Here is a 19469-nt window from a genome sequence, read left to right on the forward strand (position 1 = left end):
TGGAAGCCTGAGCCTGACCAATGAACATGCTCAGAAGAAAAAATAACACAATTCGATTCATCATTTTAAATGGATTTATGGATGATAAGTAATTATTACGCTTATTCGCGACGATTGGTTGCCACATCAGAATTTAAATTGCACACTCAGGTTGAACCGGCTAACAATGTGATGGGTATCGTGAACCGGATACCAGCCACTCATATTCGGCGAAATGGTGATGCCCTTTGCCGGGTGAAATTCAATCCCGGCCAGGTACAACCGTCCGTCCGTCAACACATCCCAGCCATCCAGCGCACCATCGTTTCGTTTCGACCAGAGCTTATCGTAGCGTACAAAGAGGTTCGAATGTTTTTTCAGTTGCATGGTGGCATAGAGCGAAATCCCCGAACGGTCCTGGTCGTTCACATTGGCATGCGCCAACTGGTAATTGTACTCGAGCCCGGCGGTTACCTTCGGGCCGGCATACCCCAGGAATGCGGAGTAGGTATTCTGCGAGACCGTTTTCTTCATATGGTCGAAGTAAAAACGGGCATACAGGTTCTTCACCGGTTGAATGGTGAGCCCGGCGGTGTACATCAGGGCGCTGTCCTGCTGCAGCTTTTGGTAGCCCTCGCCATTCAGCACCGACGCATCGAACTGAACATAGGGCGACCATTTCCACGCAAGTGAAGCCCCCAGGTCGGCCTCCGGTCCAAAGTGGTAAGCATCCATAAAGGTACGTGCTACATAACGGTGTCCCCAGAATTGTTCCTGCAGCCGAAACTGGCTGGTCGGGATGACGCCCAACCTTAGCTTCAGGTTACTACCGCTGTACTGCAGATAAGCGTTCTTCAGGACGGCATTCAATTGGATACCACTGGTATCGGGGCTGCCCGCATCGAAAATCACCCTGCCCGAAAACCGCTGGCTGAAGGCATATTCATATCCCAGGTAAGCCCGCGACAGGTCGAACAATGGCTTGCCTTTGAAGTTGCTCAGCCGATAGGTAAAATTGCTGAAGACCTGCACGACGGCCTTTCCGTGCGGTCGAAAATTTTCCTGCTTTGGTGATTGCGCCATAACCATTTTACTTCCGGCCAAAAGCAACACGAACAGGCTAAATCGGATTATTTTCATTGTCAACTATTCAGATAAATAAAAGGGAAATTATAACCGGAAGCGAAGTCCGAACTGCAGATTATAAAACCGGGTATCGAGGTGTGGATGCGGACGAAGCGGGAACGGGTGCCCCGACGTGTCTACTTTCCATCCGGTAAACGTAGATGGCGGAGCGTTGTCGGCATCGTGAGCCAGCAGATATTTGGCCTCGGTAAAAAAGCGGACGTGGGAAGTCAGTTTAAAGGAGACGCCGTACAGCAGCTGCATGGCCAGCTTCACACTGCGAAACATACCGGGATTTGTTTCGGTTACGCCGGCGCCAATTCCCGCGCCCCAGTAACCATAACTACCGTCATCGTTCGCTCCTTTTTTGCGAAACGGATTTCCTGTTTTGGAAAGAAAACTCAGTAAGAACAATTTCCGCGACTGCTCCATTTTGTTGAACGGCGGAATTTCGTTGGTGAGAAAACGAACGCCACGGCTCTTGTTTTCCCATTTCAAATAGCTAACATCAAATCCGATGTTGTGGTGCCAATAGGTTACGCTGAGGTTCGACACCGGAGACCAAGAGGATATGGCCTTCGATGTCTTCAGATTTTTCATCAGCACCCCATTTTCGTAATACCTGAATTTTAAATCCTGCCTACCGGGAATTTGCAATCCATATCCCATACTGATGCTCAGCTGGCCGTACCCGGCCGAAATGGTGAGCATAAAGACCACCACCGAAGCCGGAAGGGCTTTTTTCCAATTCATTGTCTGTTTCATCGATTGATTGTTACGTCAACACAGGCATCGCTTTAGGTTTGGGTTATCCGGTTTCGTTAGCTACTTGTACAGGAAAAGCAAGTTCGTTTCAACAGGAAATAATGCGCTGCGGATTAATTGTTATCCTCTCCGTCTTTCAGGATTCGTTTATGTTTCAGCACACCTTCTTTGGTCACCTGTACTTCCACGGCCTGCTCTTTCTTCCTGAGCTCAATTTCGTACCCGGAAAAAGAGGGCGAATCGATGATGGCGACTTCTCCTGTTTTATAGCCGGCAAACTGACTGCCCAACGTATTTTTCACCGCTGCCGGAAGCGAACGCCTGCTGATTTCGGTTTCGGTTTCCAGCCAGGCACCGGCAGGATTGAATGAAGCGGAAGTTTCGGTTCCGTTCAGATAGAATTCAGCTTCCCATTCATCGGCTTCTTCCTGGTTCCAGCGTACTTTTTGTGCATTGGGGAATTTCTGCGAGAAAGCATCGGCAACGGCATTCGGCAACACCGCTTTTTGTGCATGCGCACAAAGACTCATCCCTAAAAAGGCGAGCAATACAAAAGTCGTTTTCATAATTTCCTGAATTTTGATTACGACTCAAACGTAATTTTCAATTCTAAAGAAATTTTGAAGTTGACCGGTATTTCGATTGCAGGTGTCCAATTTGTCATAAAAAAGGCTGTCCGGGAAAACAGCCTTTGTCCGGGTAATATTTCTTTTGTGTCTACTTCGTTTGGCTCCCGTTCAGAATTTGAATTCGACATTCAAATTAAAGCGGGTGACAATGTGATGCGTGTCATGCACCGGATACCAGCCACTCATGTTGGGCGAAATCCTCACCCCTTTCACCGGCTGATATTCCATGCCGGCTGTGTAAAGTCTTCCGTCCTCAATCACATGCCAGCCATCCAGGACACCACCAATGTGTTTCGACATGAGCTTGTCGTAACGAAAAAAAACATCTGAGTTATTTTTCATTTTCAGGGTACCGTAGAGCGAAATTCCCGACAGGTCATGGTCCGGAACATTGCCGTGCTCCTGCTGATTATTGTATTCGAATCCGGCCGTAAAATTCTTTCCACGGTAGCCTACAAATGCTGCATAGGTCATTTGCGCTTCTATTTTTTTCATGTAGTCGAAGTAAAACCGAGCATACAGCCAGTTAATAGGATGGTAGGTTACTCCGGCAGTGTACATCAGGGTACTGTCGGCTTGCAAGTGCCTGTAGCCTTCACCGTTCAAAACAGAGAAATCGAGATTTACTTTAGGAAGCGCCTGCCACTGAAGCGAGACACCAAAATCGGCACTGGAACCGAATACATACTGCTCCAAGAATGATTTAAGAACATAGCGGTGTCCCCAAAAAGCTTCCTGTAAACGGAACTGATACGTTGGAATCAATCCGAAAGCAACCCGAAAATTCTTATCGGCATATCGCAGATAAGCATTTTTCAGGTAGGCGGTCATTTGTAAACTTCCTACACCCGGGTTGTCAACATCGAAGTTGATTTTTCCGAAGAATTTCTGACTGAAAGCATATTCATATCCCAGATAAGCCCTGGAAATTTCAAACGCGGGCTGCCATTTGTAGTTGGTCAGGGTATAGGTAAAATTGCTGAAAACCTGCGCAAAAACTTTACCGTGCGGTTTAAACGCTACGGTATCCTCTGCCATTTGGGGCGACTGAGCTAAAGCACTGCTTCCCATCACGAGCAGAAACAATAGAATGAGTTGAATCTTCTTCATTGTAAGTAACTGTGAAAAAAAACTTGACGATAGTGATACATTGCTGTTATAAACGGAATCGCAAACCGACCTGGAGATCGTAAAACCGTGTATCGAGGTGCGGATGTGGCCGGAGCGGGAACGGATGCCCGGAAGAATCGACCTTCCACCCGGTAAACGTAGCAGGAGGAGCATTATCGGCGTCGTGAGCTAACAGGTATCTTGCTTCAGCAAAAAGACTCAACCGCTTGTAGATTTTGTAATTTACCCCATACAATAGCTGCATAGCCGGTTTGATGCTTTTTTCCAAACCGGGCGTTGTTTCGGTAACGCCAACTCCCACGCCTACGCCCCAATATCCATACAATGCTTCGGTATTTTCACTCGTCTTTTGAAGAAAAGGAATACCGGTTTTATGCAAATAATCGAGTAAATACAGATTTCTCGACTGCTCCATGTGTTTGAAAGGTGGAATTTCGGTCGTCAGGAATGTAATGCCCTTGCTGTCGTTCTTCCAGTAAACATAACTAAACGCGAAGCCAGATTTCTTGTGCCAGTAAGTCAAATCAAGATTGTTGACCGGCGACCAGGAAGAGATGGCTTTCGATGTTTTCAGGTTTTTAACCAAAACGCCATTCTCGTAGTACCTGAACTTCAGGTCTTGCCTGCCGGGACACTGAAGACCATATCCTACGCTAACACTCAGCTGACTAAATGCTTTTGAAATAGTCAGAACATAAATAACGGCTGATACAGCCACTACTCTTCTTAATTTCATTGTCAGATATTTAACCGATTTAATTCGCAATCATGCTATTACTCTTCCCGGTTAGGTAATCTGAATGTGTAGGTGTAGGCAGAGCATTATTCCCAGAAGCTCACCGATGAAGACTCTCTCTCATTAAGTGAACCCGCTCTGTTTTCGAAGTATGACAGGTCATGGCCCAAACCGCTGAATGGCCTACCACTCCCTCCCTGACTTCAGAAAATCAAGTCAACAAACAAATAGTGTATTAAAACATATGTGAGAAATTACTTAGAAGGTCATCGCCAGAGAAACACCGCCACCTTTGTGATACAGCGTCGGAGCAAAGACCAGGTTGTTTTTCTTTCCCCAGCGGTGCTGATGCGTCAGGTAAACGAATTCGACAGAAAGAATTCCGATTCCGGCGCCGGCCAGCACGTCGGAAATCCAGTGCTTGTTATTCATCATGCGCAATACGCCAACGCCGATAGCAGTAGTGTATGCTCCCACGCTAATCCATGGAGAAATGTGCCCGTATTCTTTGGCAAGAAAAGTGGCCGAGAGGAATGCCTGTGCCGTATGTCCGGAAGGAAACGACGTGTATACCGGACCATAGGGACGTTCCACCTTAGAGGTTCTTTTTATTCCCTGAACCACTACCGACATCAACAATTCCGCTTTGGCAAGAATCAAACTTTGGTTGAGCAGATCGTTCCGGCCTTTTAAACCAGCAGCGCTTAGCCCCAGCGTTATGACAGCCGGTGCATATTGCAGATAATTGTCAGCCGTGGTATGAAAATTGGGATTCCAACCATGCATGGTATCATGAATACGGTACTTGCTGAGTACCGTTTGCTTTGGAACCGCCATGGTAACCAGTCCAGCCGCTATCAATCCGGTTGGCAGGATGGCTTTCCGGAGAAAAACAGGACAGCTTTTACCCTGGTTCTGCTGAAGACTATCGGTCTCCATTTTTTGCTGCCAATATTCGTAAATATCGTTTTGCGTGGTCAAGGCAGATTTCGCGTTTTCCGGTATCCCGATTTTTCCACCAGTTATTCCGGCAACGCCATTATTCTGCATGTGAAACTTAGTAGCTGCGCTGACATTCCCCAGCATCATCATCAAAAACAAAATCAACAGAAATCGATTACCCATCTTCATATATTTCATTTTAATCCGATTACCGGAATAGTCAATTCACAGATTACGAAGTCGTGACAAATTTTCCAGTTGGCTAAAGAACGTTAAAAAAATCCGATACAAAAATTAGGAAACGGTTAAAATTCATTAATCCTCCAGGGGCTACTCCCAACCACTACACCAATACACAACAACCTGCCTTACAAGAACCTAGCAACTAAAAACTCTAAAAAATACAGCGAATCAGCCAAAGGCAAGAACGATTCGTGGTTTAAGTTTTGTATTAGACCAAAAGCACTTAAGAACAAAGAATTGGAAAAACAACAAAGTATTGTCTAACATAAAAAATTAACGTCATGAAAACAAAAGCAATTATTATGATGATGAGTATCATGCTCGGACTTGGAGTCATGACACGAAGCTATGCACAGGATACGCATACCAACGTTGAAAAGAACCTGTCGCGAAAAGCAAAAAGAGAACTACGGAAGAAAGAAAGAATGGCCGCAGACCAATTTATGTTTCAAAACGCAAAAGCGGCTCTAAAAGACGGCAACTGGGTTCTGGAAGCCAACCGGCTCATCACCAAATGGGGAAATACCATACCGGTTGACAGCAACACCAATTTTGTTGAACTGGAAAATGGTACAGCTTATATGCAATTGGCTTTTGCCGGACACAATGGTCCCAACGGAATGGGCGGAATTACGCTGAAAGGCAAACCAACCCAAATTAAAATGAGCACCGATAAAAATGGTAACGTATACTACCAGATGTCGGTAATTGGCAATGCACTGACCGCCGACATTATTGTTCGTTTAGGAAATGGCGACAATTATGCCAGTGCCGAAGTGAACGCGATAACCAGCGGCGCCCGCCTGCAATTTGCCGGCCAACTGGTACCCGCAAGCGATTCATCGGTTTATAGAAGTGGAATGGATTTCTAATAAAAAAACACACGAATGAAAAGCGAGGCCAGTAACCCCGCTTTTATTTTGCGAGACCCGATATACCTCCTACCTGCATAAAATTATTTAAGCTCCCCAGCCATCGCTCTCTCAAAAACACCTCACAAAATCCGACATTCCTTCAGTCAGTAATTAATAAAAAGTGCTAACCGGATAAACCCGATGGTTAAAAATTATTAACCGAAGCCACTGCTTTGCTAGTATTCAAACCGGTAAAATCCCCGAAAACACTGGCCAAACAGATGATACTTTCCCAGATGGTAAAATCCACTCAAAAAAGAAGAAGCAAATCGTGGTCTGAGTTTTGCATTAATAAAGATGAAGATGACAAAACGAAAAAGAACAAACGAATTATATAACATAAAAAATTCAACGTCATGAAAACAAAAATACTCACAATGGTGATGGGCGTCCTGCTCGGAGTAGGCACCATCACGCAGGCATATGCACAAAACTCCGGTAATGGTCAAGACACCATGACACGCCAGGAGAAAAGAGCAATGAAGAAAAAACAACGTGAGGCAGCCAACATGGCCCAATTTGAACAGGCCAAACAGGCGCTTGAAAACGGCGACTGGGTGCTGGAGGCCAATCGTCTTTACACCAAATGGGGCCGTTTGATCAATGTTAGCGATCAAACCAACTTCGTTTCGCTGGAAAATAACACGGCTTACATGCAGCTGGCTTTTAATGGCTACACAGGCCCCAACGGACTGGGTGGAATTACACTGAAAGGAAAACCGACTCAGATTAAAATGACAGAAGATAAGAACGGAAACATCACTTATCAGATGTCGGTTATCGGTAACGCTTTGACAGCCGATATAACCGTAAGACTGAGCAAAGGGAACAACTTTGCCGATGCGGAAGTAAGCGCTGCTACAACCAGCGCCCGACTCCGGTTTGCCGGTCAATTAGTTCCGCTCGATCAGTCGACCACCTACCGAAGCGGAATGGACTTCTAATACAAAAAAGATATCGATACAACCAAAAAAGCGGGGCCCGAAGGTCCCGCTTTTAATATGGTTAAAGCGAGGGAGCCGAAGCTCCCCCGGCAATCTAAACTACTAGTATCTGAGATACTGAGTGAAAGGTCAAGTTAGGTTTATTTCGCCCACCACAACTTCGTGGCTTGTACATCGGCACCCTGGCGACCAATGGCCGCTTGCAGATTGTCGTTGTTCGTACTGTACGGGCTGGAACCATAGCGCATACGCTGTGGATATGCTCCGTTCAAGTCTCCCATGGCAAAAATATCCGGATCGTCTACACCTGCTGCAAGTGATGCAGGATATCCCAGCTTACGGACCACTGCCCAAGCTTCGAAACCTTCGGTATAGTTAGCCAACCAACGCTGTTCAGCAACTTTTTCCATGTCACCGGTACCAGTCAAGTTAGCCATTGGTGAGTTGGCAAGAAAAGTATCAATATCAGTTTGATCGACCCCCCAAACCAGCATCGCCTGAGTCAAACCTTCACGATAAAGCGTGTTGGCATCACCGGAACCATATCCATCCAGCGCAGCCTGTGCCTGCATAAAATACGATTCAGCTGTCGTCAGCACAATTTCCGGAGCAATGGGTTTCCCATCGTTCTTTTTCTGAATGATGTATTGAGCTGGTGTACTGAAGAATTGGTAAAGGGCGTAATCATAAGTAAAACCATTCAAGCGAACCGGTTGGCCAATATAATACTTATCCTTTTCCAGGGAAATAACGGTTTCACCATTTCCATTGGTCCATTCGGTATAGGTAGCACCTGCATCATCCAGCGCACTGAGAATAAAATCCTTGCGTTTCTGATACATAGCATCATCATCCGAATCCGGATGAGGGATGGTAAGCGTATCACCACCGGCAGCAGGTTGAGCATATTTAGACAAACGTGGGTCTCCGTTCTTCTGCAGCAAATCAATCAGTGGCTGACTAACGGTCCAGTCGGAACCGGTACCGAAGTTATACCATACGTCACCATAGCAGGAACTGTTCCACTGACTGATAACATTATCTTTTGGCAACAACGCATTATCGGACTCATCAGACAATAGCGGAGCAGAAAGAGCCTCGTTGATAGCCTGATCGACAAACGACGCACCGGAAGCACCCTTGGCGCGCAACGCCACTTTTAACTTCAGCGTATTGGCCAGTTTTTTCCACTTCTGCAAATCACCGTTATAGAACAGGTCATTGGAGCCTAAATCCAGCTGTCCATCACCGGTTTTGGTGGCATCACCAATCAGGCTCATAGCTTCATCCAGGTCATTAATAATCCCCTGGTAAATTTCAGCCTGTGTATCAAATTTCGGCTGAAGGATGTCTAGGTTTCCACTTTCAGAATACGGAACTTCACCAAAAGTATCCGTGAATTTCTGATAATACATACTCTTCATGATAAGAGCGGTGGCATAGGTCAATGGGTTTTCCAAATCACCTCCCGGCTGCGTCAGCTGCAGAAATGTATTGATGGTACTATTGTATCCCTCATAATAATCCCATGCGGCATCGGTGTAACCGGCACTATAGGTATAACCTAATCCGTCGGACCACCAGGAACCGGAAAATCCAAAACAGAACATACCGGCATAGCGGTCAGCGTGAATCAACTGTGCCCGCCAGTAGGGATATCGATTCGGAGCAAAAAGATCAACCTGCGTACGAGTAATGAAGTACTTGGCAGAGATCTGGTCTCCGAGTATTGCATTGGGGTTTTTGTTGATATCCACAAAATCGGATGTACAGTAAGTCAACCCCAATACAGCAACAATTGCTAGTAGGAATTTATTTAATTTCATAATATTCAGTCATTAACGATTAGAACTTCACATTCAGGTTGAAACCGAGACTCCGGGTCGTAGGCAAGGGATAGTACACAATCCCCTGAGAGAAAGAAGAAGTGCTATAAGCTGATTCCGGATCGAAGTTGTCCACTTTCTTATAAATGAAGAAGAGGTTCCGACCCACAACGCCAAGGGAAGCACTTTTTACCACGGTACTGCTCAACCAACTACTTGGCAGATTCCATACCAGCGAAAGCTCACGCAAACGCACATTGGTCTGATCGTAAACATATTCTGAAGCGATACCACTAACGGCACCCCAATATTGTTGTGCAGTAATTTGCTTGGTATTGGTTTCCCAAACCGGGTTATCAACCGTACCGGTATTAAGAACACCGTCAACAACCACACCACCGTCACGATATTGCAAAGTACGCTTACTGGTACCGGCGCCATCCATTCCGGCATCTGCACCAGAGAATACTTTACCACCGAAGCGTGCATCAACCAATGCACTCAACCGGAAGCTTTTATACGTCAAGGTGTTACTCAAACCACCGGTCCAGTCGGGTTGATAGTTACCCAGGTAAACCTTGTCGCTACTCGACTTTGGTAAACCGTCAGCATTTACTTCAACGCGACCGTCATCTGTTCTGGCCCAGGTTGTACCATAAATATCACCAAATCCACCGCCTACAGTTCCCTGTACAATAATGTTTCCACTATTGGTAGTAGAGAACACATAGTTATCGGTGCCGGCAATCAATGAAACCAGCTTGTTCTTATTGGTAGCAAAATTCACTGATACATCCCAGGTCAGATTTTGCGTGCGTACCGGTGTTGCCCCCAGCATCGCTTCAAAACCTTTATTTTCGATCTCTCCGACATTCTCAAGCAAAGTGCTGTAACCAGTAGAAGCAGAAATCGGCACACGCATGATCAAATTCTTCGATTTAATATCGTAGTATGACATGTCGAGATGCAAGCGATTATCGAAGAACCTAAATTCACCTCCGAACTCAAGGGAAGTTACCTGTTCCGGCTTCAGATTCGGGTTAAATTTGGTTGAACTTCGTGACATAGTCGTTTCACCCAAATAAGAATCGTTTACACCTGCCAGTGAATAGGTATCGTACAACTGGTAAGGATCGGTATCGTTACCTACCTGTGCCCAACTGACACGCAGTTTGGAGTAGGTCATCGCTGAATTATCCAGCTTCAACAGATCGTTAAACAGGACCGAAGCACTAACCGAAGGATAGAAATATGACCAGTTCGATTCAGGAAGTGTAGAAGACCAGTCATTACGGGCCGATCCGTCCAGATAGAACCAACGATCATACGACAGGCTAACCGTTCCATACAGTGAATTGATTTTCTTCTCTTGTAATGGGGTGAAACCAGGATTCACAACATTGGCGCTCAACAATGGAGGTCCACTTGGGATACGGAACTGAGAACCGCTAACGCTATGGCCACGATAGGTATGATGCATGGCGTTGCCGCCGAATGAAGCGTTCAGGTTGATCTTTTCAGTCAAGTCTTTGTTAGCCGTGAAAAGGAAATCAGCATTGGTTTCCTGAGTCTGACTTTCACTATAACTGAACTGACCAGTTGAATAGAACCAATGTCCGTACTGGTTCACCCGCTCGATATCCATCATCGTCATATCGGTACCCACGCGAACGTAGGCAGAAAGCCAATCGGTGAACGCATACTGAATCTTGACAAATCCCTGGAAACGATCTTTCCAGTCTTTATTCTGATCGTGATAAACCATCCAGTACGGGTTCGAATTCAACGAAGTTGGGCCAATCGAGCTCAGGGTTACCGGATCCTGATAATTCTTCAGGTCGTTAATGTCAACGTTTCTGGGAATATTAACGAGATAAGCCATGATACCTTCCGTTCCCAGATTCGGACGGTTCTTACCATACTGCTTGAAATAAGTGGCTTTAGCATCTACAGTCAGCTTATCAGTTAGTTTGGCAAAAGCTCTCAGGTTGAAGTTATTCCTCTCGATTTTTGAGTTGGGAATGATGGAATTAATCTGCGAATTAGTATAAGAGAAACGCATATTAATTTTATCATTTCCTCCATCCAAAGCCAATGTATTGATAGTCGTAAAACCGGTATCGAAGAAATTCTTCACGTTATCAGGCTGCGGACTATACGGACGATTCTCGCCGGTATAATACAATTGGCTGGAACCATCCATTCTGGGTCCCCATGAACCACCACTCTGTTTCAACAGATCGACAGTAGAAGGAATCGCTCCCTGTGTTCCCTGCCCATACTGATTCTGATAATCAGGAAGCAACATCGGGTTCTCGAAAGTTGTGTTTGATGTAATACTTACACCAATACCTTTCCGGGATGATCCTTTCTTGGTGGTAATCATGATAACGCCGTTAGCTGCACGCGAACCATAAAGCGCGGCGGCGTTCGGGCCTTTCAACACCGAAATCGAAGCAATGTCATCGGGGTTGATGTCACCGATACCACTACCGTAGTCCGATTTGGAATATTCTCCGGTGTTCGCTTCGTTAGCCGAACCGAAACCTGAGTTATCCATCGGCACTCCATCAACCACATAAAGCGGCTGGTTATTACCGGTTAGCGAGTTGTTACCACGAATGATCACCCGGGAACTACTACCCGGTCCGAAGGAGCCTTGTGTAATGGTTACACCGGCTACACGACCTGACAGTGAGTTTATCGGGTTAGCATCCTTCACGGTAGACACTTCGTCACCCTTGACTTCACTAACAGCATACCCCAGCGATTTCTTTTCGCGGGTAACACCAAGCGCTGTGACAACAACTTCATCAACTGCCACATCCTTGGATTTCATTGTAACATCAATGGTCGAACGACCATTCACGGGAATTTCCTGGGTTTCCATACTAACAAATGAAAACACCAAAGTAGCATCTCCCGATTGTAAAGTAATGGAGTAATTACCATCGGCATCCGTAATGGTACCGTTGTTTACTCCTTTCTCAACGACCGTTAACCCGGGTATGGGTTGACCGTCGGACTCGGAAACAACTGTTCCTGTAACCGTGTGCTGGGCATATGCACTACTAATGAGTGCAAGGCACACACCAAAAGCCAAAACAATCTTTCGCATAGAGTTTGGGTGTTTTGTGGTTAGAAAACCATACTATTAAACATATAACTAAAACAAATAACAGTTTTTGCAATAGCAAATGACAGGACTGCTATACTGCTTTCTTATTTAAGTTCATCCATTGCGTCACCAAAAACCTTTTGGAAAAGCATGGCAGCTATTCCGAGCAAACCCGAGTGCTCATCAATCTCAGAAATTTCGAGACGTACGTTACTGCAGATATTTTCCAGACAATACTGGTTTAATGACTGTTGGATAGGTGTCATTATGTATTGGTTGGCTTGTGAAATAGGACCACTCAGGACAATCAATTCCGGGTTAAGCAATTGAATCAGAATGGAAAGTCCCTTTCCTAAAGCACTGCCTACTTGATTTAAAATAGATATGGCGAATTCATCTCCTCCACGGGCGGCACTAACCACATCTTCCGCTTGCATTTCCTCCGGATTATTTTTGAAGATCCGGGTTAGCTGTGATATCGTACCATTTTTAACGCCATTCTTCGCCAGGCTAAGTAGTTTATGAGCCGATGCCATAGTTTCGATACATCCACGTTTGCCGCAAATACACAGTTCGCCTTCATCCTCCAGCCTGATATGACTGAATTCACCGGCAAAGCCCCTGGAACCACTGTAAAGCTGACCATTGAGAATCATGCCGAGTCCCAATCCCCAGCTCCAGTTCAGCACAACCGAGTTCGTGGTATTTTGCGCTTTCCCGAAAACAAATTCACCAAAGGCCTGCATTCGGGCATCGTTATCGATGTAAACAATCTTTTGAAATTTGGCACCGAAACGCTTTTTTACATTTCGTAAAGAGGGATTCTTGATGGTATAATTGATTCCTTCCACCGAATCAATCAATCCGGGCATATCAACGCCCACTGCCACAATCTTATCCTCCGAGATACCCGCATCACGAACCATTTCGGTTGCTGTTTCATGAAGTTTATCGACCAACCTGGGATCATCGATATTGGTTTCAATAAACCGGATGGGGGTTACTTCTTCGTTGTGGCAATTAAAAACGGTAGCTTTAGCTTTATAACGTCCCATATCGACGGCTACGATATAAAAAGCTTCAGCCACTAAACTGTAAAGAGCCGGCTTCCGCCCTCCCCGTGACTCGCCAATACCACTAGTCTCAACCGCTTTCAGCGCGATTAACTCATCGAGCAATGTCTTAGTCGTAGGCAGGCTGATGTGAACCTCCTTACTTAAATCAGATGCCGACAGCGAACGATGTTCATACAACAAACTTAGTATCTGCATGCGCTGACGATAGCGCTTGATACCATTCACTGTCAATCTTCGGCTTTCCTCTTTACTTATCAGAATCATTTATCGCGTTTCCAATATTTGCAGGTACTAATTAAAGATAATTTTACATTTAAGTCAAGTCATTGTTAAAATTTTTTAAAAAGATTTAAGAGTTGTGCATGTTTACACAGAAGTTCTTGTATTAACAACAATACCCGAAACAAGTACTAGTGAATCTGAACATTTTGAATTATTTGCACATCTTGAACTTCTCTTAATTCATCTGCACAAAACAGAAAAATTGTGACGAATCATCGCTAAAGCTCTTTATCAATCTTTGCTAATTCCCTACATACAAATACACTAATACAACGATTCAATGCTTGCCCGGTTACCGCTACATTTTTGTCAAACTTCACCGGTTATTTTTTGTTATCTTGTATCAGGTAGTCTGACCTGAAATTTTCCCGGGAGGGGGAATTTCGTACCTTAGCAGGGTTATTTCTCAGGCCGCTTGGTCAAAAATTTTCTTAACCTGACGACAATTTTACCTTATGCAGGAAATGGTTCCTAAAAGAGTTATCCAGGCGTCACGCCGGAGATTTCACCAATTTCTCGAGAATGACGCCTCGGGAGGTATTTTGCTCATCGTCTGTACCATCATTGCGCTACTTTGGGCCAACTCAGCCTTTCACTACACATACGAACACCTGTGGCATACCGAAATTGCCCTGAAAGTGGGCAGTTTCGAAGTTGGGATGCACCTGCTGCATTGGGTTAACGATGGCTTGATGGCCATTTTCTTTTTCGTAGTTGGCCTGGAAATCAAACGCGAAGTGATCGCCGGTGAATTGTCGAGCATGCGAAAAGCGGCACTTCCTGCCCTGGGAGCTTTAGGAGGCATGATATTACCGGCGCTGTTATTCTCGGCCCTCACGATAGGAAAAGACGGTGCACAAGGCTGGGGAATACCGATGGCAACCGATATTGCCTTTTCGCTGGGAATTTTGAGTCTGTTGGGAAAACGAGTTCCGCTTTCGCTGAAAATTTTCCTGGTAGCGCTCGCCATTGTCGACGACCTTGGAGCTATCATGGTCATCGCTATATTTTACTCGTCGAACCTACAACTGGAATACCTGATGCAGGCATTGGCACTGATTTCCCTGTTGCTTATCCTCAACTGGATGAGGGTGCGCAAGCCATGGGTTTACGTCGTTATTGGAACCGTTGTCTGGTATTTTTTCCTGAAATCGGGTATCCACGCCACCATTGCCGGCGTATTGGTTGCATTTACCGTTCCGGTCCGCCGAAATCTGATGACCAACGAATTCAACGACCATGTTGACAAATTTAACATGTGCGACGATTGCGCCACATCGTACACCCTTCCCGACCAGGAAATACACAAACTCGATAACCTGAAGCGGCAAATAAAGATGGTCCAGAGCCCGGCTCAACGCATCGAACACATGATGCACAAAATGGTGAATTATTTCATCATGCCGGTATTTGCTCTCGGTAACGCAGGTGTTGTACTCGATGGAAGCAACATGGGACCTTACGGATATTTGAGTCTTAGCGTGGCACTGGCACTGTTTGTTGGAAAAGCATTGGGCATTACCTTACTTTCATGGGGCGGAGTAAAAATTGGATTGGCCGAGTTGCCGCAAAATATCAAATGGTCGCATATGTTCGGGGTCGCTATCCTAGGGGGACTGGGCTTCACCATGTCGCTCTTTATTTCCAACCTCGCCTACTTCGACCTTTCAATGCTGAATGCAGCAAAATTAGGTGTCTTAGGTGGTTCGCTCGTAGCGGGAGTTGTGGGCTATCTGTTACTGTCGCGGATTCTTCCACGGCCGAAAAATGAGGAATTCAGTTATCCGGTGGAACCGTGATGATAATGAACAGTGAATAATGAGAAATGAACAATAAAGGCGAAAAAAAATCTGAATAAAGTAAATCTGAAATCTTAAGTCTAATATCTAACGTCTATTATCTCTTTTTATGGATGTCAAAATAGAAGAAAGCTGGAAGAAAGTATTAAACGGAGAATTCGATCAACCCTATTTTGAGTCGTTGGTGAAGTTTGTCAAAGATGAATATACCCAACATACTATCTATCCTCCCGGGAAGAAAATGTTCAACGCTTTCGATTCCTGTCCGTTCGATAAAGTAAAAGTGGTGATACTCGGGCAAGATCCCTATCACGGCCCCGGACAAGCGCATGGTCTCTGCTTTTCTGTTCAGGATGGCATCGCATTTCCGCCTTCGCTGCAGAACATCTTCAAAGAGCTGAACAATGATTTGAATATTCCTGCTCCGAAAAGCGGTAATCTCGAGCGATGGGCACATCAGGGAGTTTTCCTGCTCAACGCCACATTAACTGTCCGGGCCCGCCAGGCCGGTTCGCACCAAAACAAAGGCTGGGAAACATTCACCGATGCGGTCGTCCGCAAACTGGCTGAAGAAAAAGAAAATCTCGTGTTCTTGTTGTGGGGAGCTTATGCCCAACGTAAAGGCGAATTCATCGATACAAATAAACATCTTGTGCTAAAAGCGCCACACCCATCACCTTTTTCAGCCGACCGCGGCTTTTTCGGCTGCCGGCATTTCAGCAAAACCAACGCCTACCTCGAACAACATAGGAAAACACCCATCGAATGGTAGAAGAAATGTTGAATTCTAAATGTTTCATTTTAAATCAACTGAAAATAGAAAAGACCGTTGATAATTGTTTGGTCGAACGAAAATTCTCAGGGATATGAAATCAATTCAATCCCGATTTTTCGGGACAACATTCATCATGTAAAATTTTCAGCCTCCCTTTTTCACCTATTCACCATTTCGCCCTCTCACCTGGGCCTTTGCCTTAATTTTCCATCACTAAATCCCCCAACTCCTCAACCGAGTCAACCAGGTTCCAGGCTCCGTTCTCCTGAAGTTCTTCAGCTGAACCGTATCCATAGGTAACGCCAACCGCTTTTATGTTGTTTGCGCCCGCTCCTTTCATATCATGCAACCGGTCGCCAATCATTAATGATTCCTCCGGAACAATGCCATATACCTGGATAACAAATTCAATCACTTCCGCTTTATGATTGCGAGTCCCGTCCAGTTCCGGGCCGGAAATTCCATCGAAAAACGGCAGCAAGCCAAAATGACGCAGAATTTCGGTAGCATATACCTTGGGTTTGCTGGTGGCGAGATAGATCTTCTTTCCTGCCGCTTTCACAGCTGCAAGCAATTCGGGAATTCCCTCATACAACTCATTTTCATACATTCCCTTTTCGGGAAAATACACACGATATAGTTCAACCGCTTCGTCAGCTTCTTCATCCGTAAGGGAAAAATGATGCTTAAACGAATCGTGCAAAGGCGGACCGATAAAAGAAAGGAGCGTCTCTTCTTCAGGCGCTTCAATATTCATTTCGCGTAAAGCATAAAGAATGGAGTTGAAAATTCCCTCTTTGGGGTCGGTAAGCGTGCCATCTAAATCAAAAAGGATGTTCCGGAAGCTCATGAGTCTTTTCGGGCAAAGATAACAAAGTAAGAAAAGCTTCTTCTATTTAGCTTCAGAGTTTCCCCTTGCGACAATTTGAACGAATCGTGGTCAGATAACATGGCATAATTCGAACAATCGCCTTAACTTACGGTATATATTTTGTAAAAGAGAAAACCGAAAATAGATTGTAACCAAAAGGAATCATCATGAAAAGACAAATGCGACTATTTGCCCTGATAGCTTTTGCCCTAATACTGGGCTCCTGTTCACGACAAGTAACCCGTGTAGCCACCGACCAGGCTATCGACCTGAGTGGTCGTTGGAACGACACCGACTCGCGACTCACTGCACAAGCACTCACCGAACAGGTGCTCAACCAACGCTGGCTCGAAGATTTTGAACGCACACATGGTCGCAAACCCGTTGTCGTAGTGGGACTGGTTTACAACAAATCGCACGAGCACATCGACACTGACACATACATTAAAGACATCGAGCGCTCGTTTATCAACAGTGGAAAGGTGCGCCTGGTACAAGCCGGCGCCAAACGCGATGAACTCCGTGCCGAACGTCAGGACCAAAACACCTATGCCTCGCCTAGTACAGCAGCCCAATGGGCGCGCGAACTAGGTGCTGACTTCATCATGCAGGGAGATATCAGCTCCATCGTCGATTCGTATAAACGAGAAAAAGTAGTTTACTACCAGGTAAATGAAGAGCTGACCAATCTCGAAACCAATGAGGTGGTCTGGATGGGCGAAAAGAAAATTAAAAAAGCTATCCGCAACTAAAAACCGAATCAAAAAAAACAGCCCTGTTCCGTTAACCGGAAAACGCGGGGCTGTTCTCCTTTTTCTGCAAACTTGTCAAACCCTTTTCCCGGCATGAAAAAAGTATTTTTCCTTACCGGATTGTGTGTTTTTCCGTTGTTGTTTTTCACCGGATGTGCCACCTATTACCAGAAAAATCAGGCATTTTACCAGGCATTCGAAAGCGGTAATATCGAAAATGCAGAGAAAATCATTCAGCAGTCGGAGAAAAAGGTGAAGCCAAAAGACCGGTTGCTCTACCTGCTTAATCGCGGAGTCACCACACGCATGCTGGGCGATTACCGCGAAAGCATCAAGCTGTTTAGCAAGGCTGACCACATGATTGAAGATTACAGCACCAATTACGGCGCTGAAGCGCTGGCTCTGGTCACCAATCCGATGGCTACCCCTTACCGGGCGGAAGACTTCGAGAAAGTGCTCATCCACTTTTACCAGGCCCTCAACTACATCGACCTGAAGCAATACGACGATGCGCTGGTGGAATGCCGCAGAATCAACATTCAGCTACATGAGATAAACGACAAGTATCCCGACCACAAGAACCGGTATCAGGATGATGCCTTTGCGCATCTTCTCACCGGCCTGATTTACGATGCACTGAAAGACTATAACAACGCCTTTATCTCTTACCGAAATGCTTACGACGTTTATCAAAGTAGCTACGCTAAAAATTTCGGATTGACAGCTCCCGAACAACTAAAGCATGATTTAGTCCGAACAGCTGCGCTAACCGGTTTCACTCAGGAACAACATCAATACGAAGATGAGTTTGGTTTTCAGTATCAGCCAACCGACACCATCGGGTCTTCAGCGGTTTTCTTTTGGCTTAATGGTTTGGGCCCTGTAAAGAGTGAATGGTCTGTGAACTTCGCCATGGTGAAGGGCGAGGGAGGCTGGGCCAATTTTGTGAATGACGAGTATGGTCTCTCTTTTCCGGTCTACATCGGTGACCTTTCTTCCCGTGAAAAATCAGGTCTCGATGATTTTCGTTTCGTCCGGGTGGCCATGCCCCGTTACTCCGATCGGCAACCAGCCTACAACTCAGCAACAATCACAACTGCTTCCGGGAAAATCTATCCTTTGGAAATAGCGGAAAACATCGACGCAATAGCACACAAAACTCTGCACGACCGATTACTACGCGAAATGGGGAAAGCGATCTTACGTCTGGCCGTCAAGAAAGGAATTGAAACAGCCGCCAGCAAGAAAAACGATGCATTGGGTATGCTGGTTAGCCTGGCTAATGCCGTCACCGAAAAAGCCGATACGCGTAACTGGCAAACCCTGCCTTACGAGGTAGGTTACATCCGCGTTCCTCTTCACAATGGACAAAACCATCTCACTTTGCACTTAAATCCTGCCGTCGGCAATCCAATCGAAACGTTCGATGTGGATGGGCAAAGCGGCGAAACGCGCTTCATTACCTACCACACCCTGGAAAGTTCGCCGCCGCAACCATAAAAAGGGTACCTGCCAATGCAGATACCCTCCGGGTTGTTACTATCAGAATATGGGAACAGAAC

16 protein-coding genes are annotated in these 19469 nt (G+C 45.7%); 6 read left to right on the top strand and 10 right to left on the bottom strand.

What is annotated here, in order from left to right; all coding sequences use genetic code 11:
• Window positions 1–126: 126 nt before the first annotated feature.
• From CLV93_RS15955 to CLV93_RS15980, 6 genes are all read right to left on the bottom strand, one after another.
• On the bottom strand, window positions 127–1119 hold the full coding sequence (locus tag CLV93_RS15955) for a hypothetical protein (RefSeq protein ID WP_106543215.1): 993 nt from the start codon (window positions 1117–1119) through the stop codon (window positions 127–129).
• 30 nt (window positions 1120–1149) lie between these two features.
• Complete coding sequence (locus CLV93_RS15960) at window positions 1150–1869, bottom strand: hypothetical protein (RefSeq protein WP_146142041.1); 720 nt, start codon at window positions 1867–1869, stop codon at window positions 1150–1152.
• Between the two features lie 113 nt (window positions 1870–1982).
• On the bottom strand, window positions 1983–2435 hold the full coding sequence (locus CLV93_RS15965) for a PepSY-like domain-containing protein (protein WP_106543217.1): 453 nt from the start codon (window positions 2433–2435) through the stop codon (window positions 1983–1985).
• Between the two features lie 171 nt (window positions 2436–2606).
• Window positions 2607–3608 (bottom strand): hypothetical protein, encoded by a 1002-nt coding sequence (locus tag CLV93_RS15970; protein ID WP_146142042.1) that lies wholly within the window; start codon window positions 3606–3608, stop codon window positions 2607–2609.
• Between the two features lie 46 nt (window positions 3609–3654).
• Complete coding sequence (locus CLV93_RS15975; RefSeq protein ID WP_146142043.1) at window positions 3655–4365, bottom strand: hypothetical protein; 711 nt, start codon at window positions 4363–4365, stop codon at window positions 3655–3657.
• Window positions 4366–4623: 258 nt separating this feature from the next.
• Window positions 4624–5505, bottom strand: a complete 882-nt coding sequence (locus tag CLV93_RS15980) for a phosphatase PAP2 family protein (RefSeq protein WP_106543220.1) — start codon at window positions 5503–5505, stop codon at window positions 4624–4626.
• 326 nt (window positions 5506–5831) lie between these two features.
• Here CLV93_RS15980 and CLV93_RS15985 point away from each other — a divergent pair, with 326 nt between their 5' ends.
• Together CLV93_RS15985 and CLV93_RS15990 are read left to right on the top strand one after the other, a co-directional pair.
• Complete coding sequence (locus tag CLV93_RS15985) at window positions 5832–6422, top strand: DUF4251 domain-containing protein (RefSeq protein WP_106543221.1); 591 nt, start codon at window positions 5832–5834, stop codon at window positions 6420–6422.
• Window positions 6423–6820: 398 nt separating this feature from the next.
• A complete protein-coding gene (locus tag CLV93_RS15990; protein WP_106543222.1) occupies window positions 6821–7408 on the top strand; it encodes a DUF4251 domain-containing protein in 588 nt (195 codons plus the stop codon).
• A 140-nt stretch (window positions 7409–7548) separates the two neighbouring features.
• Here the strand turns inward: CLV93_RS15990 and CLV93_RS15995 are convergent, their stop codons facing one another.
• From CLV93_RS15995 to CLV93_RS16005, 3 genes are all read right to left on the bottom strand, one after another.
• Complete coding sequence (locus CLV93_RS15995) at window positions 7549–9234, bottom strand: SusD/RagB family nutrient-binding outer membrane lipoprotein (protein WP_106543223.1); 1686 nt, start codon at window positions 9232–9234, stop codon at window positions 7549–7551.
• A 19-nt stretch (window positions 9235–9253) separates the two neighbouring features.
• A complete protein-coding gene (locus CLV93_RS16000; RefSeq protein ID WP_106543224.1) occupies window positions 9254–12352 on the bottom strand; it encodes a SusC/RagA family TonB-linked outer membrane protein in 3099 nt (1032 codons plus the stop codon).
• Window positions 12353–12456: 104 nt separating this feature from the next.
• A complete protein-coding gene (locus CLV93_RS16005) occupies window positions 12457–13692 on the bottom strand; it encodes an ROK family transcriptional regulator (RefSeq protein ID WP_106543225.1) in 1236 nt (411 codons plus the stop codon).
• A gap of 482 nt (window positions 13693–14174) precedes the next feature.
• On the opposite strand from CLV93_RS16005, the gene nhaA reads away from it, so the two are divergent.
• A complete protein-coding gene (nhaA, locus tag CLV93_RS16010) occupies window positions 14175–15509 on the top strand; it encodes a Na+/H+ antiporter NhaA (protein ID WP_106543338.1) in 1335 nt (444 codons plus the stop codon).
• 109 nt (window positions 15510–15618) lie between these two features.
• Window positions 15619–16281 carry a uracil-DNA glycosylase gene (gene ung, locus CLV93_RS16015; protein WP_106543226.1) on the top strand — a complete coding sequence of 221 codons (663 nt, stop codon included), beginning with the start codon at window positions 15619–15621 and terminating at the stop codon, window positions 16279–16281.
• 202 nt (window positions 16282–16483) lie between these two features.
• Here ung and CLV93_RS16020 read toward each other — a convergent pair whose 3' ends face one another.
• Window positions 16484–17134 (bottom strand): HAD family hydrolase, encoded by a 651-nt coding sequence (locus CLV93_RS16020; protein ID WP_106543227.1) that lies wholly within the window; start codon window positions 17132–17134, stop codon window positions 16484–16486.
• 188 nt (window positions 17135–17322) lie between these two features.
• Here CLV93_RS16020 and CLV93_RS16025 point away from each other — a divergent pair, with 188 nt between their 5' ends.
• Both CLV93_RS16025 and CLV93_RS16030 read left to right on the top strand, forming a co-directional pair.
• Complete coding sequence (locus tag CLV93_RS16025) at window positions 17323–17907, top strand: penicillin-binding protein activator LpoB (RefSeq protein ID WP_106543228.1); 585 nt, start codon at window positions 17323–17325, stop codon at window positions 17905–17907.
• Window positions 17908–18000: 93 nt separating this feature from the next.
• Window positions 18001–19407 carry a COG3014 family protein gene (locus CLV93_RS16030; RefSeq protein WP_106543229.1) on the top strand — a complete coding sequence of 469 codons (1407 nt, stop codon included), beginning with the start codon at window positions 18001–18003 and terminating at the stop codon, window positions 19405–19407.
• Window positions 19408–19469 lie beyond the last annotated feature (62 nt).

This window comes from Prolixibacter denitrificans (assembly GCF_003014495.1).
Taxonomy (GTDB): domain Bacteria; phylum Bacteroidota; class Bacteroidia; order Bacteroidales; family Prolixibacteraceae; genus Prolixibacter; species Prolixibacter denitrificans.

What these genes read in the sequence shown, in the direction of transcription:
- CLV93_RS16020 (WP_106543227.1), bottom strand. Translation starts at nt 17,134, where the DNA reads ATGAGCTTCCGGAACATCCTTTTTGATTTAGATGGCACGCTTACCGAC.
- CLV93_RS16005 (WP_106543225.1), bottom strand. Translation starts at nt 13,692, where the DNA reads ATGATTCTGATAAGTAAAGAGGAAAGCCGAAGATTGACAGTGAATGGT.
- CLV93_RS15995 (WP_106543223.1), bottom strand. Translation starts at nt 9,234, where the DNA reads ATGAAATTAAATAAATTCCTACTAGCAATTGTTGCTGTATTGGGGTTG.
- CLV93_RS15985 (WP_106543221.1), top strand. Translation starts at nt 5,832, where the DNA reads ATGAAAACAAAAGCAATTATTATGATGATGAGTATCATGCTCGGACTT.
- CLV93_RS15955 (WP_106543215.1), bottom strand. Translation starts at nt 1,119, where the DNA reads ATGAAAATAATCCGATTTAGCCTGTTCGTGTTGCTTTTGGCCGGAAGT.
- CLV93_RS15965 (WP_106543217.1), bottom strand. Translation starts at nt 2,435, where the DNA reads ATGAAAACGACTTTTGTATTGCTCGCCTTTTTAGGGATGAGTCTTTGT.
- ung (WP_106543226.1), top strand. Translation starts at nt 15,619, where the DNA reads ATGGATGTCAAAATAGAAGAAAGCTGGAAGAAAGTATTAAACGGAGAA.
- CLV93_RS16000 (WP_106543224.1), bottom strand. Translation starts at nt 12,352, where the DNA reads ATGCGAAAGATTGTTTTGGCTTTTGGTGTGTGCCTTGCACTCATTAGT.
- CLV93_RS16030 (WP_106543229.1), top strand. Translation starts at nt 18,001, where the DNA reads ATGAAAAAAGTATTTTTCCTTACCGGATTGTGTGTTTTTCCGTTGTTG.
- CLV93_RS15975 (WP_146142043.1), bottom strand. Translation starts at nt 4,365, where the DNA reads ATGAAATTAAGAAGAGTAGTGGCTGTATCAGCCGTTATTTATGTTCTG.
- CLV93_RS16025 (WP_106543228.1), top strand. Translation starts at nt 17,323, where the DNA reads ATGAAAAGACAAATGCGACTATTTGCCCTGATAGCTTTTGCCCTAATA.
- CLV93_RS15970 (WP_146142042.1), bottom strand. Translation starts at nt 3,608, where the DNA reads ATGAAGAAGATTCAACTCATTCTATTGTTTCTGCTCGTGATGGGAAGC.
- CLV93_RS15980 (WP_106543220.1), bottom strand. Translation starts at nt 5,505, where the DNA reads ATGAAATATATGAAGATGGGTAATCGATTTCTGTTGATTTTGTTTTTG.
- CLV93_RS15990 (WP_106543222.1), top strand. Translation starts at nt 6,821, where the DNA reads ATGAAAACAAAAATACTCACAATGGTGATGGGCGTCCTGCTCGGAGTA.
- CLV93_RS15960 (WP_146142041.1), bottom strand. Translation starts at nt 1,869, where the DNA reads ATGAAACAGACAATGAATTGGAAAAAAGCCCTTCCGGCTTCGGTGGTG.
- nhaA (WP_106543338.1), top strand. Translation starts at nt 14,175, where the DNA reads ATGGTTCCTAAAAGAGTTATCCAGGCGTCACGCCGGAGATTTCACCAA.